The sequence below is a fragment of the Natronospirillum operosum genome (assembly GCF_004768465.1).
Lineage (GTDB): Bacteria > Pseudomonadota > Gammaproteobacteria > Pseudomonadales > Natronospirillaceae > Natronospirillum > Natronospirillum operosum.
In genome coordinates, this window is the sequence record NZ_SRMF01000011.1 from 80,739 (window position 1) to 95,574 (window position 14,836).

Annotated in this window: 15 protein-coding genes; 8 read left to right on the forward strand and 7 right to left on the reverse strand. The window is 60.5% G+C overall.

The features are described 5' to 3' along the window. Positions 1–128 precede the first annotated feature (128 nt). A complete protein-coding gene (locus tag E4656_RS17780; RefSeq protein ID WP_135484666.1) occupies positions 129–812 on the forward strand; it encodes a lysoplasmalogenase family protein in 684 nt (227 codons plus the stop codon). A 4-nt stretch (positions 813–816) separates the two neighbouring features. Here the strand turns inward: E4656_RS17780 and E4656_RS17785 are convergent, their stop codons facing one another. From E4656_RS17785 to E4656_RS17795, 3 genes are all read right to left on the reverse strand, one after another. After that, complete coding sequence (locus tag E4656_RS17785) at positions 817–1,305, reverse strand: DUF1499 domain-containing protein (RefSeq protein WP_167856123.1); 489 nt, start codon at positions 1,303–1,305, stop codon at positions 817–819. 72 nt (positions 1,306–1,377) lie between these two features. Beyond that, entirely contained in the window at positions 1,378–3,198 is a 1,821-nt protein-coding gene (locus E4656_RS17790; protein WP_135484668.1) for a M61 family metallopeptidase, read from the reverse strand. Positions 3,199–3,302: 104 nt separating this feature from the next. Next, positions 3,303–3,491 carry a hypothetical protein gene (locus E4656_RS17795; RefSeq protein WP_135484669.1) on the reverse strand — a complete coding sequence of 63 codons (189 nt, stop codon included), beginning with the start codon at positions 3,489–3,491 and terminating at the stop codon, positions 3,303–3,305. A 395-nt stretch (positions 3,492–3,886) separates the two neighbouring features. Between E4656_RS17795 and E4656_RS17800 the strand changes: the two genes are divergently transcribed. Both E4656_RS17800 and E4656_RS17805 read left to right on the forward strand, forming a co-directional pair. Beyond that, positions 3,887–4,231 (forward strand): DUF2185 domain-containing protein, encoded by a 345-nt coding sequence (locus E4656_RS17800; RefSeq protein WP_135484670.1) that lies wholly within the window; start codon positions 3,887–3,889, stop codon positions 4,229–4,231. Positions 4,232–4,252: 21 nt separating this feature from the next. Next, entirely contained in the window at positions 4,253–4,873 is a 621-nt protein-coding gene (locus E4656_RS17805) for a riboflavin synthase subunit alpha (RefSeq protein WP_135484671.1), read from the forward strand. 12 nt (positions 4,874–4,885) lie between these two features. Here the strand turns inward: E4656_RS17805 and E4656_RS20290 are convergent, their stop codons facing one another. Further along, positions 4,886–5,056 (reverse strand): hypothetical protein, encoded by a 171-nt coding sequence (locus E4656_RS20290; protein ID WP_167856124.1) that lies wholly within the window; start codon positions 5,054–5,056, stop codon positions 4,886–4,888. A 42-nt stretch (positions 5,057–5,098) separates the two neighbouring features. Then, the gene (locus E4656_RS17810; RefSeq protein ID WP_135484672.1) at positions 5,099–5,407 is read right to left on the reverse strand and encodes an isoamylase early set domain-containing protein; all 309 of its coding nucleotides are present in this window, start codon (positions 5,405–5,407) and stop codon (positions 5,099–5,101) included. 149 nt (positions 5,408–5,556) lie between these two features. On the opposite strand from E4656_RS17810, the gene E4656_RS17815 reads away from it, so the two are divergent. Genes E4656_RS17815 through trhP form a run of 4 tightly spaced genes read left to right on the forward strand, consistent with a single transcriptional unit; the run spans position 5,557 to position 10,491 of the window. Beyond that, positions 5,557–6,624 (forward strand): DUF2868 domain-containing protein, encoded by a 1,068-nt coding sequence (locus E4656_RS17815; RefSeq protein WP_135484673.1) that lies wholly within the window; start codon positions 5,557–5,559, stop codon positions 6,622–6,624. Then, positions 6,621–8,087: a DUF3482 domain-containing protein gene (locus E4656_RS17820; RefSeq protein ID WP_135484674.1), complete on the forward strand. Its 1,467-nt coding sequence runs from the start codon at positions 6,621–6,623 to the stop codon at positions 8,085–8,087. The genes E4656_RS17815 and E4656_RS17820 overlap by 4 nt, the downstream gene beginning before the upstream one ends. Further along, complete coding sequence (locus E4656_RS17825; RefSeq protein WP_135484675.1) at positions 8,062–9,072, forward strand: alpha/beta hydrolase; 1,011 nt, start codon at positions 8,062–8,064, stop codon at positions 9,070–9,072. The genes E4656_RS17820 and E4656_RS17825 overlap by 26 nt, the downstream gene beginning before the upstream one ends. A gap of 51 nt (positions 9,073–9,123) precedes the next feature. Further along, positions 9,124–10,491 carry a prephenate-dependent tRNA uridine(34) hydroxylase TrhP gene (gene trhP / locus E4656_RS17830; RefSeq protein WP_135484676.1) on the forward strand — a complete coding sequence of 456 codons (1,368 nt, stop codon included), beginning with the start codon at positions 9,124–9,126 and terminating at the stop codon, positions 10,489–10,491. Between the two features lie 238 nt (positions 10,492–10,729). Here the strand turns inward: trhP and cysN are convergent, their stop codons facing one another. Both cysN and cysD read right to left on the reverse strand, forming a co-directional pair. Beyond that, complete coding sequence (gene cysN / locus E4656_RS17835) at positions 10,730–12,355, reverse strand: sulfate adenylyltransferase subunit CysN (protein ID WP_135484677.1); 1,626 nt, start codon at positions 12,353–12,355, stop codon at positions 10,730–10,732. A gap of 15 nt (positions 12,356–12,370) precedes the next feature. Then, complete coding sequence (gene cysD / locus E4656_RS17840; protein ID WP_135484678.1) at positions 12,371–13,279, reverse strand: sulfate adenylyltransferase subunit CysD; 909 nt, start codon at positions 13,277–13,279, stop codon at positions 12,371–12,373. A gap of 208 nt (positions 13,280–13,487) precedes the next feature. Here cysD and zapE point away from each other — a divergent pair, with 208 nt between their 5' ends. Next, positions 13,488–14,594 (forward strand): cell division protein ZapE, encoded by a 1,107-nt coding sequence (gene zapE, locus E4656_RS17845; protein ID WP_135484679.1) that lies wholly within the window; start codon positions 13,488–13,490, stop codon positions 14,592–14,594. Positions 14,595–14,836: the final 242 nt, after the last annotated feature.

The window sequence follows — 14,836 nt, forward strand, 5'->3', positions numbered from 1 at the left end:
TCATTTTCCTGCTCTGCCGACTTGACAGCCGGAGAGCCAGGGCAGGAGCGGCCTGGCAGTCGAAGATCGATTGCGCCTGGTGCGCTGGCGCATTAGAGTGTGCAGATCGCTGTCAGGAATAATCATTGATGAACGCAGTTTCCTCTGGCTTCTATCTGCTCTGGGCCGTCCTGGTGATGGCGTTTCTGGTAACCGACAATATTGCTCTGGTGCCGCCGGAAGTGACCTGGATACTGCGGCCCCTGCCGCTGCTCCTGCTGGCGCTGTGGACCGCCTGGCACTGGCCGCAGTATCAGCAGCGCCGGCTGGCGCTGCTGGTTGGCGTCGGGCTGTTTGCGGCTGCCGATGCCGTGGCCTGGGATGCTGGCCACTTCACGCTGACTCTGGTGCTCTCCATGTGCGGCTTTGTAGCCTATATCACCTGGGCTGCACAGACTGTCGCCATGGGCCAGTTGCGGTGGATGCTGAGCATCCCGGTGATTCTGGGTGCCATGCTGGCAACCTATCGACTCTGGTATGTGCCGGGGCTGATTCACGAAGCACTGGTGGTGTATGCGGTGCTCGTCACGATATTTGTGCTGGCCGTCATCCTGTGCAGCCGGGTGCACAGGATCGCCATTCCGGGCGCCATTCTGCTGGCGTTCAGCCAGTGGATAATGGGCCATCAGATGTTTGTCGGCGGCATTCCGCATGCCGCTGTATACAGCATGATTCTCTGGTACGGGGGGCATTTTCTGCTGTTGCATGCCCCGCTGTGGCACCAGCCATCCCGGGATACCCCCTTTGGCTATGTGCTGGACCACGGCGACTGAGCCTTCAGTCGGCGGTCGTGGCGCTGCTGTCTGATGCCAGAGCCTGGCGCAGCGCTTCGACGCGGGCCCGGTTCTTGCCCAGATCACTGCGTCCTACACGAGAAGCGCTGCGAACCTGCACCTGGCCTGGCTGGGCCGGGTCTGCCAGCAGTTCCAGATCATCCCGGTACGCCATCAATGGAGTGATGAATTCGGCATGCAGATAATGCGGATCCTGCGTCACGATGCGGTAATTGCCGACGGCCCCGAGGTGGCGACTGACCGCATCGATCGGCGCCTCCTGAGTCGCGCTGACCTGCAGCGGCTGAATGTACTCCGCCGCGTCGGTGGCGGCCTGACTGGAGACACAGTTTGGTGTGCCCGGGCAGGGCTGCAGGCTGTTGTGTTCGGCCAGTCCGATGGCAGCGGGGCGTGACAGCGGGTTGACCACCAAACGCATGGTCAGCACGACCAGGGCGGTCAGAATCAGTAATCCAATAAGCAGGTGCAGCATGCGTCGGGCTCCTGGCCGGGCTCTTGGTCGGCGGAACGACCGGTGGTTATGGCGGTCAGCGGGCATGGGGGCTCACTGACCAGTGTCGGTTTGGGTCTCGCGGGAGAAGGTAACCTGATCTCCCAGCCAGCGCCTGGCCGCAGCGGAGTCGGTAACGGCAAGGGCGGCCGTGGTGGTCTCACCCGCTGCAACCACAACTCTGGTCTCGTGCAGTTCATCATAGCGGAAATAATGAACCTGCACGGTATCACCCGCCTGGTAGTCGGCCAGTTGGGTTTCTATGCGGCTGCTGGTGGTCTGGATATCATCCAGAGCAACAATCACATCACCGGCCGACAGACCTGCTTCATGAGCCGGACTGTCGTGCAGGACGACCCGTATGCGGGCGCCGACCGGGTCGGCTTCGAACACCGCCCCGATGTTGATCTGTCCCGGTCGCAGCAGGGCTGCCTTGCCACCCGGCATGCCCAGTGACAGCGGGGTGTCCCAGCGCAGTTCTATACCGAACCGGCGCAGGTAGTCGCCCAGGGGCAGATCCTTGGTGGCGCGCAGACCCAGAGCAAAGAGGTCGCTCAGGTCGGCATCAATGACTTCGGCGGCCAGGGCTTCAACACTGCGTTCCGGCATGCCGCTGTGCTGCCAGCGCTCCCAGGCCGCCCGGACCAGGTCATCCAGGCTCTGGCGACCTTCGGTACGGCTGCGAATGGCCAGATCCAGCAGCAGCGCAAAGAGTTCACCCTTGGCGTAGTAGCTGACAATGGCGTTGGGTGCATTTTCATCCTGCAGATAGAACTTGGTCCAGGCATTGAAGCTGCTTTCCGGCAGTGTCTGGCGGAAGCGGCCCTTGCCCCGATGCACCTTGGTGATGGTTTGGCCCAGCATCTCCAGGTAGGCCTCGACAGTGCTGCAGCCGGCACGCAGAACCCCCAGATCGTCGTAATAGGAGGTGATGCCCTCGAACCACCAGAGCAGTTCCGTGTAGGTTTCCTGCTGCAGCGGGTAGGGCAGAAAGGCCGCCGGTTTGAGGCGCTTGACGTTCCAGGTGTGGAAGTATTCGTGCGAGCACAGGCCCAGATAGTTCAGATAACCGGCGCTGGGCACGATCATGCCGGGGCGGGGCAGATCATCCCGCTTGGCCATGAGAGACGTGGAGCTGCGATGTTCCAGTCCACCATAGCCATCGCCGGTGGCCATGGTCATGAACAGGTAGCGGGGCATGGGCGCGGGTTCGCCCCAGAACCGGATGTGATGCTCGCAGATGGCCTGCAGGTCGCGTTCCAGCCGTTCCATGTCGACGCGATGGCGACCGGTAATCACGATATGATGCGGCACCCCGCAGGCCTTGAAGTAGCCCGGGGTGAAATCAGCCATCTCGACCGGGTGGTCGATCAGCTCTTCGTAGTTTTCAGCCCGATAGGGCCCGAAACTCCAAGGGCCGGCACCAGCCGTGGTCAGGGTCGTGGCCACACGCCAGGTGCCTTCCACCCTGACCTCGGGAGGCAGGATGTCTACCTCGCACGCATCATCCTCGCGGCCGTCGACCGCCAAAAATACACTGCTGCCGTTGAAGTACCCGTGCTGGCGATCCAGATGTGCGGCGCGGACCGAACGATCCCAGGCATAAATCAGGTACTCGAGGGTTACCTGGGCCGGGGGGTCGTCGGTATCCAGCGCCCAGGTCTGCTTGTCGAGCTGGCGCAGGGGAATGTTCTGGCCGTCTCCATCCACCGCCGTCAGCTCACTCAGATGACGGGCAAAGTTGCGAATCATGTAGGAACCCGGAATCCAGGCCGGCATGTAGAATGCCTGCTCCGGCCTTGGCGCGGCCACTGTCAACGCGACGGCGTAGAGATGGGCAGCGGGATCTTCAGGTCGAATCGAGTAGCGAATCATCAGACACCGTCAGTTCAGACAAACAGGGCTTAAGGTCGCTCTGCTGGCGGCAGAGGCGGCGTTGAATGACAGGTCGCTGAAGTTAAGGCAGTCTGCGTCTGCGGTCAAATCAGCTGATTCCTGACCTTGTACTCACGCAGAGCCTTGCGGGCGCGCTCGACTTCGGCATACAGACGGGTACGCTCCTGTTTGTCACCACTGCCGTTGGGGTGCTCCTTGACGAATTGCCGTTTGCGCTCTTCCGCATCGGTAATCGCCTGTTCCAGTGCTTCAAGCTCAGTTTGAACATCCATCCTTAATTCCTCTCAGTGACACTTCCGTACATCCGAAGTATTGAATTCGGTATGATGATTTGACGCTGTCGTCGCATTGACTCCTGTACATAGGGTCGAATACCGCTTTCGGATCAGTCCTTTTCAATCCCTGTTCATTTTCTGCCTTCCTGTCTGCTAAGTGTAGTGAGGTTACTTCGCTATGCCATGTCCTTTTCAAGGAAATGACCCTGAATTGGTTGGATTTCAGGCAGTCTTTACAAATTGTAACATTCGTAAGCGTCTGATCTGCTGGCAGGTTTTTCCGTACCCCTGCATGGCGGCTGCAAATTTGCAGACAGCGCCTTCTAATCGGCCGGGCCGGCTCCTATAATGCGCGGCCCATTTGCCGATCAAGACCAGCCAGAGGAGTCGTTATGAGCGAAGCGGTCCGCCGTTCATGCAGTCAAACACCAGATCAGGGCCATCTGTGCCTGGCCTCAAGTATGATTCTGAATGAGCGCCCTCTGCCGATTCGATTCTTCTATCGCGAAACACCGGACCATCAGAACGATACCGGTTTCCGCTTCTACTCCGGCCTGGAGTCGGATGAGTTCCTGCTGCAGGAAGGCAGTGCCCTGGTGGCACCTCTGGATTGCATGACCCGCATTGATCCGACTATCAGCGACCTGATCGAACGGTCCGAAGTGGGCAGCGTCTGGGAACGACTGCCCGGGCGCAACGACTGGGTGCCGGTAACCGACTACAGTATTCCAGACTGAGTTCATTGACAGGAGAACGCCGTGTTTACAGGCATTGTGCAGGGCAGGGCCAGGATTGCAGCGCTGCAGCGTGATCAGGAACTGGTGCGTCTGACTGTCCGGTTTCCGGCCGGCAGTATCGAAGATGTCAAAACCGGGGCTTCGGTGGCACTGGATGGGGTCTGTCTGACCGTCACCGGACTGTCCGGGCAGGAAGCCACCTTTGATGTCATGCAGGTGACACTGGATATCACCACCCTGGGCCAGCGAGGCGTTGATGACGAGGTCAATTTTGAGCGTGCCATGAAGGCGTCGGACGAGATTGGCGGACACCTGCTGTCAGGTCATGTCGCGGCGGTGGGTGAAGTGACTGCAATCAGTGAGCTGGGACATGGTCGTTTGTTGCGGATTGCGGTGCCGGAGGTTGTGCGGCCCTATGTGTTTGCCAAGGGCTATATTGGCGTCGATGGCGCCTCGCTGACTATCGTGGATCGTCTTGATGACGGTTTCACAGTCAGCCTGATCCCGGAAACACTGGCTCTGACTACTTTGGGGGCTGCCAGTGTCGGCAGAACCGTCAATATCGAAATAGACAGTCAGACCCGTGCGGTAGTGGATACCGTGGAACGGGTGCTGGCCGAGCGTTACCCGGCCGCAGGCTGATGCAGAACAGGCTCAGCGGGTCTGGCGGTCCAGTTCGTTGATGGCGTCATCACGCCGGTCTAGCATTTCCTGGTCGGGCTGACGTTCCTGCGGTGCACTGGCGCAGCCGGCAATGATCAGCAGCAGACTGGCGACCAGGACACTGCCCAGCCGACGGCCATGGTTTCTGTTCTTCACATGCATAGAGAGGCCTTTCGGGTTCCCCGATTTGAATGTCCGCTTTCTTTAAAGCCGGACGATTGAATTGTCAACGCCCAGACCGGGTACCAACTGGTACGCATCTGCCGACCAGTCGTTCTCCCAGCTGCCGTCACTGCGCAGATACCGAAAAGCGTAACTGCTGCCAGCCGGCAACTCCAATTCGGCCTTGAAGGTGCCATTACGCAGGCGTCGCATGGGCTGTGCCTGTCGATCCCAGCCATTGAATTCGCCGACCAGAAAAATGGCTTCGGCGTCGCCGGCTGCCTCGGGAGGCAATTCAAAGGTACACTTGCAGACAGGTCTGGATTTGAGATAGCGTTTTTTGATGCTCATCAGAAGTTCCTCTTTCCCGGAGCCAATGTCAGTATAGCCGCTTGTCACCAGACTGGTGCGGATTTACCCATTGATGACAGGGCGTGCAACACCTGTGAATAACCGGTTCGAACAAAGGAATATCAGCGCAGTGCCTGCAGCAGGATCAGATGATGGCCATGGATGACGGATTGCCGCTGCCGCCGGCATTGCTGTATGTGCTGGCTGCACTTCTGGGCGTGATTATTGCCGTGGGCAGCCTGAGCTATGCGCCGGAGGGGCGCATCAATGTATTTACCGTCTGGTTTCTGTGGGCGGGCCTGCCTTTGCTGGGCGCTGTCGTGGCGACACTGGGCGCGATGACGGGCGGGCGTCGACCCTGGCTGTTCCGTCTGGGGCGGCATTCCCTGAGCTGGTTCCCTGACCGTCAGCAACGCTGGCGCATGCTGTTTCTGCTGCAGTGGCTGTGGTGCCTGGTGGCGCTGGGCATGCTGGTGGGCTATGGGGCACTGCTGCTGTTTACCGACCTGGCTTTCGGCTGGAGTACCACGGTGCTGGCCGGAGAAACTCTGGTGCAGCAACTGGCGCAGGTACTCAGTACGCCCTGGCGCTGGTTCTGGCCGGCGGCCGTGCCGGATGCCGACCTGATCGAGCAGACCCGCTACCTGCGGATCGCCCCCGAGAGTACGCCGGCAGACAGAGCCGGCGACTGGTGGCCCTTTCTGCTGGCCTCGTTGCTGTTCTACAACCTGTTTCCCAGGCTGTTGCTGACTGCTCTGGTCTATGGCCGCTGGCGTCTGCTGCTGCGACCACAGATGCAGGTTCGGGCCCCGGACGCGGAACGCGCCGACGGCTCCACGGGGGCGGACGCTAGCGGGCTCAACCGGGCGGATGCTCGCCAGTGGTGTACGTCCGGGTGCCTGATCGTCAACTGGGAGGCCCGCCAGCCGGCGGCACCGCTTATGCTCGGGCTGCAGGGTTGGCAATCTGATGTGGAGGCTCTGGAAGCAGCACTGGTCCGCCAGCCGATGCCGCAGCGTCTGCTGTGGCGCGTGCCCGCCGAGCGCTCTCCGGTTGCCGAACTGGCGGACCTGATCCGCCTGGTACAGACGCGAAGCCGGGCCGAGCAGGGGCTGTTGCTGCTGGGCGAGGTGACCACAATACAGGCCCGGCACTGGCTCAGTTGGCAGAGTTTTGCGCGGCGGGAAGGCCTGGTCTGGGTGGAGGGCGAAACATGACTGCAGTCAGTATCCCGCAGCTCTGTGTCGTGGGGCATCCGAACAAGGGCAAGTCGTCCATCGTGTCCACGCTGGCGGAGAATGACAGCGTACGTATCGGTGTCGAATCCGGTACGACCCGGCATGCGGATACCTTTGAATTCATTGTTCAGGGCCGCGTCATGCTGGCCCTGACCGACACGCCGGGGTTTCAGCGCGCGCGTCAGGTGCTGGCGTGGTTGCAGGCCGAAGCCGTCAGCCCGTCGCAGCGCCCCGAAAGAGTGCGTGCTTTTCTGGCGCGGCCGGAACACCGGCAGCGTTTTCCCGACGAGTGCGAACTGCTGGACCCCATTATGGCCGGTGCCGGCATTCTCTATGTGGTGGATGCAGCACAGCCCGTCACCGCTGCCGACGAAGCCGAGATGGAAATACTGCGCTGGACCGGCCAGCCCCGCATGGCGGTGATCAATCCGATGGACCCGGAGCATGCGGACCCGGATCAGGCCTGGCAGCGCACGCTGAACCAGTATTTTCAGTGGGTGCGGGTATTCAATCCCTTGACTGCAGCACTGCCGGCCCGACAGTCCCTGCTGCGTGCGGTCGGGGAACTGACTGCGGGCTGGTCGCAGCCTATCAACCGACTGTGTCGGCAGTTGGAGCAGCGCGACCGGGAACGGCTGCAGGCGGTGAGCCATGCCCTGGGGGCGTACTGGAGTGAACAACTGACGTTGCGTCTGCCGCTGGACAAGGCGCCCGAGGCAGTGGTCAAGGCCGAGGAGCAGTTGCGGCAGCAACTGAACGCGCAGGAACAGCTTTTTTTTCACCAACTGGCCGTTGACTGGGGTCATCGCCAGGCAGCGCTGCAGCAGACCACCCCCTGGGACCTGACCGGCGCCGAACTGATGCAGACGGAAACCTGGTACCTGTGGGGGCTGCGGCAGCACGAGTTGCTGCTGGTCGCCGGCAGTGCCGGGGCCGCCGGGGGGCTGGCTGTCGATGTCGGTCTGGGCGGGAGTTCGCTGCTGCTGGGCGCACTGTCCGGTGGTGTACTGGGTACCGCCGGTGGCTGGCTGGCCAGCCGTGAGCGGCGGCCCAACTGGCTGGGCCGTCTTGCAGGCGGTCGGGAAAAACGGTTTGCGGGGCCGGTGCGGCACCCGAATTTCCCGCTGGTGGTCATGGCGCGGGCGCTGACCCTGACCCAGCAACTCTGGCTGCGGCCGCATGCCCGACGCGACATTCTGGCACTGCGGACTTCAGCGGAGGCCTGGTCCCGCTCGGATCAGGTGCGCCTGTTGCAATGGGCCAGGGCCCTTCAGCGGCCCTATACCCCGGGGCTGACCACACCGAGCCGCAAATGGACGGCCTCAGCGCAGCAGAAACTGGTGAGCTGGATACACGACACCCTGAACGACCGCCTGCAGCGGGCCTGGGAAGAACAGACAGACAAGGTATGGAGACATGATGAGCACAAGCCTGCTGATTAGCAGTGTACTGATAGTGGTGGTTGTTCTGGTGGGTTGGCGGTTGCAGGTGCATCGCTGGCGGCGGCCGCAGTTTCGGCCCCCGAACCTGCCGCAGCAGTTGCCTGCCGACTGGGTGGTGGATGACCCGGCGGCGCTGGCCCGTCGTCTGGCTGAACGGGAAGCCATGGAGCCGCGCATCATCCCGGGCGCCGAGGGCCTGATTACCCTGGCTGACCCGCAGGCGCCGCGCAAGACCCCGGTCTGCTTCCTGTATCTGCACGGTCTGTCGGCCTGTCGACAGGAAACCAGCCCGGTGACCGAACTTCTGGCCGCCAGAGCCGGCGCCAATGCGGTCTATGCCCGGGTGGCAGGCCATGGCATGGGCGCTCGGGCCATGAGTGAGGTGGACGGCGCAGCCTGGCTGGAATCCATCTGGGAATACTGGCTGATGGCACGCAATCTGGGTGAGCAGGTGGTGGTTGTATCTACCTCGACCGGCAGCGCCTATGCGGTCTGGCTGCTGGAACAGGTCGGTGTGCGCGAGAAGGTGCGCGCGCTGCTGTGCATGGCGCCCAACTTCAAGGTGCGCAACCGCTATGCCTTTCTGCTGACCTGGCCGGGAGCCGACTACTGGCTGCCGCAGCTGGTGAGCTCGGAGCGGCGCTGGCACAGTCTGGACCCGCGCCAGGAAAAGTACTGGTCGACCAATTACGGCAACGCGGCTCTGATCCAGATGCAAATGATACTGGATGATGTCCAGCATGCCCCCATTGAAACCTTCGATGTGCCGCTGATGGTGCAGTGCAGCCCGGATGATCCGGTGGTGGATGCGCAGTTTGCGCATCGCTACTTTCATCGCTGGGGAGGAGAGCCCAAGGAGTTCCGCTGGATCTCGGTCGGGCCGGATGAGTCACCGCACGTGTTTGTGGGTGACATCATGTCGCCGCAACGCAATGAGGATGTCATCCAGCATTTCGAGGATTTTCTGCAGAACCTGCCGCAGTGATAGAATTGGTACGTTGATCCAACCGGAAGTCTGATTCTCAGGAGTTGCTGTATGCACCGCCCCGAACTGCTCTCTCCCGCCGGCACTCTGCGCAATATGCGCTATGCCTTTGCCTATGGCGCCGATGCAGTCTATGCCGGGCAGCCCAGGTACAGTCTGCGTGTGCGCGAGAACGACTTTACCATGCAGAATCTCGAGATCGGGATTCGCGAGGCGCATGCGCTGGGCAAACAGTTCTATCTGGCCAGCAACATCGCGCCGCACAATGCCAAGATCAAGACCTATCTGCGCGACATGGAACCGGTGATTGCGCTGGGGCCGGATGCGCTGATCATGTCGGACCCCGGCCTGATCATGCTGGTGCGGGAAAACTGGCCGGACATGCCGATTCATCTGTCCGTGCAGGCCAATGCCGTCAACTGGGCCACGGTAAAGTTCTGGCACCGGCAGGGCGTGCAGCGGGTGATTCTGTCGCGGGAACTGTCGCTCGATGAGATCGAGGACATTCGCCACCATGTACCGGAAATGGAACTCGAAGTTTTTGTGCACGGGGCGCTCTGTATCGCCTATTCCGGGCGCTGTCTGCTGTCCGGCTATCTCAACCGGCGTGACCCCAATCAGGGCACCTGCACCAATGCCTGCCGCTGGGAATACCAGACACACGAAGGCAAAACCGATATCACCGGCGACATTGTGCCCCGCGATCCCGCTGTATGGACGCCGGCGCAGAACAAGATTGTTTCAGACAGCACACCTCAGGCTCCCGTGCTGGGCGAGGGCATGCCGGTCGACGGCGTCTACCTGCTGGAAGACCCCAACCGGCCGGGCGAGCACATGCCGGCCTGGGAGGACGAGCATGGCACCTACATCATGAACTCGAAGGATCTGCGTGCGGTGCAGCATATCGAGCGCCTGACCCGGATCGGGGTTCACTCACTGAAAATAGAGGGGCGCACCAAGTCTCACTACTACGTGGCGCGCACGGCCCAGATCTACCGCCAGGCCATAGCCGACGCCGTCGAAGGCCGTCCGTTCAATCCGGACCTGATGTATCAGTTGGAGAACCTGGCCAACCGGGGCTATACCGAGGGTTTCTACCGGCGCCATACCCACGACCAGTATCAGAACTACACCCAGGGCCGTTCCATCTCCACGCAGCAGCAATTTGTCGCCGAAGCGGAAGGCCTGGACGGCGACCGCCTGCTGCTGAAAGCCAAGAACAAGTTCCGGGTGGGCGATGAAGTGGAACTGATGACCCCGGAGGGCAATATCCGTTTCCCCATGGCAGACATCCGCCTGCAGAAGAACGGCAAGACTATCGACGAAGTACCCGGCTCGGACTACAAAGTCTCTGTTGCCGTACCTGCACCTCTATCTGAACAGATGGGTGCCTACGCCCTTCTTATGCGAGATATGTAGCCAACCATGTGCCTGTACCGGAAAGCCTTGGCGAGTGCTGGAGAGGTGGCAGCAGGCCGCAGCGACTGTTCCCTCTCTCCGCTGCGGCACTGACGGGAAAGCCGAAAAACTCGCTGCGCTCAGACAATCGGCTTTCTGTTTCCGTCAGTGCCTGCGCTGCGTTCGGCGTCGCTGGAAAGGCCTGCTGCCACCTCTCCAGCACCCGCTGCGGCATCAGGGCACCAGTCTTCAAGCCCAGCTATTTCAGATAGCCGTTTTTCAACAGGGCTTCCAGCACATCCGCCGCCGTGTCGGCCTCCAGCGTGACACCGAAACCGAGATCACCGTCCGGCTTGCCGCTGATCAGGGCAAGCAGACCTGCTGCCTCGATATAGGGCGCCACCGTGCGGGCATCTGCAGCGCTGACGGTCACACTCTGGTGGCCGGAATCGAACAACAGACGTTCCACCGCAGCGGCGAGGTCACCGTTGGTGTCCTGACTCAGGATGACGGTGGCCGGCTGCTGTCCGAAGCGACGCTGGCGTTCCTCGTCCGATACCGGCTTCAGTTCGCTGCTGCCTTCCACCGTGCGCTCGATCATGCCCGCGCCCACAGTCACATTGGTCAGTCGATCAATCACGATAAAGGAGCCGGTCCAGCGATTCTGCTGATAGCTGTCGAATACCACTTCCCGGTTCAGGGTGATTTCGCAGTGGCCGATCTCGTTCAGGTTCAGCTTGTCTCCGGGCTGATCGGCCAGCGTATTGACGTCGATCCGGTTGAACAGATGGCTGACCACGCCGGCGCTGGTGCTGACACCCACCTTGAAGTCATATTGCTTGCCCGGTGTCATCACGGACTCATTCATCCACACCAGCTTGGCTACAAACTTGCGGCCCCGCTGCGGCAGGTCATCCGGGTTGACCAGCATGTCACCGCGGCTGACGTCGATTTCGTCTTCCAGCGTCAGGGTGACGGCCTGGGCCACGAACGCCCTGTCCAGTTCGCCGTCATAGGTCACAATGGATTTCACCCGGGACTGCTTGCCGGAGGGCAGCACCATGATCGGATCGCCGGGGCGCACAATGCCCGAGGCAATGGTGCCGGCAAAACCGCGGAAATTCAGGTTGGGGCGGTTCACATACTGCACCGGGAACCGGAAGTGTTCGAGATCCCTGTCTTCGGTGATCGGAATGCTTTCCAGCAATTCCATCAGCGTCTGGCCGTCATACCAGGGTGTATTGGCGCTCCGATTCACCACATTGTCGCCTTCCAGCGCCGACATGGGTACAAAATCGATATGACCGAAATTCAGCTGATCACTGAAGGCCAGGTAATCTTCGCGAATGTCCTGATAGACCTTTTCGCTGTAATCCACCAGATCCATCTTGTTCACCGCCACCACGACATTGCGGATGCCCAGCAGGGAGGCAATAAAGCTGTGGCGCCGGGTCTGGGTCTGCACGCCGTTGCGGGCGTCAATCAGTATGATCGCCAGTTCACAGTTGGAGGCGCCGGTGGCCATGTTGCGGGTGTACTGCTCATGCCCGGGCGTGTCGGCAATAATGAACTTGCGTTTGGCCGTCGAAAAATAGCGGTAGGCGACATCGATGGTGATGCCCTGTTCGCGCTCGGCCTGCAGACCGTCGACCAGCAGCGCCATGTCGATTTTCTCGCCGGTGGTGCCATGGCGACCGCTGTCGCTCTCGATGGCGGCCAGTTGATCTTCATAAATCATCTTGGAGTCGTGCAGAAGCCGCCCGATCAGGGTGCTCTTGCCGTCATCCACACTGCCACAGGTCAGAAAGCGCAGCAGTTCCTTGTTTTCGTGCTGCTTCAGATAGGCTGCGATATCTGAGGCGATCAATTCGGATTGGTGTGACATGTTACTGGTGTCCCCTTAGAAATAGCCTTCCTGTTTCTTCTTTTCCATGGAGCCAGCGCTGTCATGGTCGATAACCCGGCCCTGACGCTCCGATGTGGTAGTCAGCAGCATTTCCTGAATGATGTCAGGCAGTGTGGCGGCCTCAGACTCCACGGCTCCGGTCAGGGGATAACAGCCCAGCGTGCGGAAGCGCACGGATCTGTGCTCGATGCTGTCGTCCGGGCCTATCGGCATGCGGTCGTCATCCACCATGATCCAGGTGCCGTCACGTTTTACTACCGGGCGTTTGGCCGAATAGTACAGGGGTACGATGGGAATCTCTTCCAGATAGATGTACTGCCAGATGTCCAGCTCGGTCCAATTGGACAGCGGGAACACCCGAATGCTCTCGCCCTTGTTCACGCGGGCGTTGTAGGTGTTCCACAGTTCCGGGCGCTGATTCTTCGGGTCCCAGCGATGCTGGGCATCACGGAAGGAATAGACACGCTCCTTGGCGCGCGACTTTTCCTCATCGCGACGGGCACCGCCAAAGGCGGCATCGAATCCGTACTTGTTCAGCGCCTGTTTGAGCGCCTGTGTCTTCATGATGTCGGTGTGCTTGGCGCTGCCATGCGTGAAGGGACCGACACCCATGTCGAGACCTTCCTGATTCTTGTGCACGATCAGCTCCAGCCCGAGTCGCTTGGCCGTCTCGTCCCGGAACTTGATCATCTCGCGAAACTTCCAGTCGGTATCGACATGTAGCAGCGGAAACGGCGGCTTGCCGGGATAGAAGGCCTTCATCGCCAGATGCAGCATGACGGAGCTGTCCTTGCCGATGGAGTACAGCATCACCGGGTTCTCGAACTCGGCGGCGACTTCACGGATGATGTGAATACTCTCCGCTTCCAGCTGCTTCAGGTGCGTCAATTGGTGGTTCGACATAAAAACTGGTATCTCTGCAGGTCGGTTTCGCGAATGGCGCGGATTATATCAGTCCATGCATTATTATAAAAACAAGTCTGTATAGAATTATTTGTTATATTTATATGGTAATGGCGCGTGTCGTTTGCATCGGCGACCGGTCGTTATAGAATCTCTGGTCCGCTCGCCAGCCGGGGTCGCCCCCGCACACATTGCATAGAGGTTGGGCATGCCCAGAACGCCATTGTCGCGCTATCAGGCCGGTGTAGAAACCGGTGACTTTCAACATGACCCGGAGCAGGAAGCCGCCGTCCGCCGACTGGACCGGCTGTATCACGAGTTGCTGGCCTATGATGAAGCCGTGCAGGCGTACCGCAAGGGTCTGAGGCGCTGGTTTGGTGCAAGCCCGAAAGCACCGCAGGGGGTGTATTTCTGGGGCGGGGTGGGCCGCGGCAAGACCTTCATAATGGATACCTTCTATGACTGCCTGCCCCTGGAAGCCAAGCACAGGGCCCACTTTCACCGCTTTATGCAGTTTGTGCACCGCCGGCTCACCGACCTCAAGGGCGAAAAGAATCCGCTGGACCTGATTGCCACCGAGATGGCACAGCAGCATCGCATCCTCTGCCTCGATGAGTTCTTCGTCACCGACATTGGCGATGCCATGATTCTGGGTAACCTGCTGGAAGGGTTGTTCCGGGAGGGGGTGGTGCTGGTCACGACATCCAACATTGTACCCGACGGCCTCTATGAAAACGGCCTTCAGCGGGAACGCTTTCTGCCGGCGATCCGCCTGCTGAATACTCACACCGATGTGATCAACCTGGACCACGGCGTGGACTATCGGTTGCGCACGCTGGAACAGGCAACCCTGTACTATTCTCCGGCCGATGAGATGTCGGAAACCCGGCTGCGGGAGCAGTTTGACCGCATCGCTCCGGATCTCGAGGAATGCCAGGTCAGCGGCACCATGGAGGTGCTGGGCCGGCAGATTGCCTATGTCCGTGAATGCGAGGACATTGTCTGGTTCCGCTTTCAGGACATCTGCGGCGGCCCGCGCAGTGCCAATGACTACATCGAAATAGCGCGGCTGTACCATGCGGTGGTGATTTCCGGCGTGCCCCAGTTCGATGCCGACGATGATGATATCGCCCGTCGCTTTATCAATCTGGTCGACGAATTCTACGATCGCCGGGTCAAACTGCTGGTCTCGGCGGCAGCGCCAATCACCGAGCTCTATGTGGCCGGTCAGCGCCGCTTCGAGTTCGAACGGACCGAAAGTCGGCTGCTCGAGATGCAGTCGCACGACTATCTGGCCGCGCAGCACCGGGCCTGATCAAAAAACAACCCAAGCGTCTGATCTGCAAAGAAAAATCTGCTGATTAGTTAGGGTCTGGTGGTTGACACGGCGCGCAGGATCATTAGTATTTGCGCTCCCTGCTGAGGCGGGGTCGGAGCGGCCTGGCCGTCCGAAGTTCTTTAACAGTCTGGCAATCAAGTAATTCGTGTGGGCGCTTGTGGGTGTTGAGACGCCGGGACCGGACATGTTGTCAGGTCCTGGGTCACAAAAACATCAGC

Excerpts from the sequence above, each read along its gene's own strand:
- E4656_RS17780 (WP_135484666.1), top strand. The coding sequence starts at position 129 with ATGAACGCAGTTTCCTCTGGCTTCTATCTGCTCTGGGCCGTCCTGGTG.
- E4656_RS17785 (WP_167856123.1), bottom strand. The coding sequence starts at position 1,305 with ATGCTGCACCTGCTTATTGGATTACTGATTCTGACCGCCCTGGTCGTG.
- E4656_RS17790 (WP_135484668.1), bottom strand. The coding sequence starts at position 3,198 with ATGATTCGCTACTCGATTCGACCTGAAGATCCCGCTGCCCATCTCTAC.
- E4656_RS17795 (WP_135484669.1), bottom strand. The coding sequence starts at position 3,491 with ATGGATGTTCAAACTGAGCTTGAAGCACTGGAACAGGCGATTACCGAT.
- E4656_RS17800 (WP_135484670.1), top strand. The coding sequence starts at position 3,887 with ATGAGCGAAGCGGTCCGCCGTTCATGCAGTCAAACACCAGATCAGGGC.
- E4656_RS20290 (WP_167856124.1), bottom strand. The coding sequence starts at position 5,056 with ATGCATGTGAAGAACAGAAACCATGGCCGTCGGCTGGGCAGTGTCCTG.
- E4656_RS17810 (WP_135484672.1), bottom strand. The coding sequence starts at position 5,407 with ATGAGCATCAAAAAACGCTATCTCAAATCCAGACCTGTCTGCAAGTGT.
- E4656_RS17815 (WP_135484673.1), top strand. The coding sequence starts at position 5,557 with ATGATGGCCATGGATGACGGATTGCCGCTGCCGCCGGCATTGCTGTAT.
- E4656_RS17820 (WP_135484674.1), top strand. The coding sequence starts at position 6,621 with ATGACTGCAGTCAGTATCCCGCAGCTCTGTGTCGTGGGGCATCCGAAC.
- E4656_RS17825 (WP_135484675.1), top strand. The coding sequence starts at position 8,062 with ATGATGAGCACAAGCCTGCTGATTAGCAGTGTACTGATAGTGGTGGTT.
- trhP (WP_135484676.1), top strand. The coding sequence starts at position 9,124 with ATGCACCGCCCCGAACTGCTCTCTCCCGCCGGCACTCTGCGCAATATG.
- cysN (WP_135484677.1), bottom strand. The coding sequence starts at position 12,355 with ATGTCACACCAATCCGAATTGATCGCCTCAGATATCGCAGCCTATCTG.
- cysD (WP_135484678.1), bottom strand. The coding sequence starts at position 13,279 with ATGTCGAACCACCAATTGACGCACCTGAAGCAGCTGGAAGCGGAGAGT.
- zapE (WP_135484679.1), top strand. The coding sequence starts at position 13,488 with ATGCCCAGAACGCCATTGTCGCGCTATCAGGCCGGTGTAGAAACCGGT.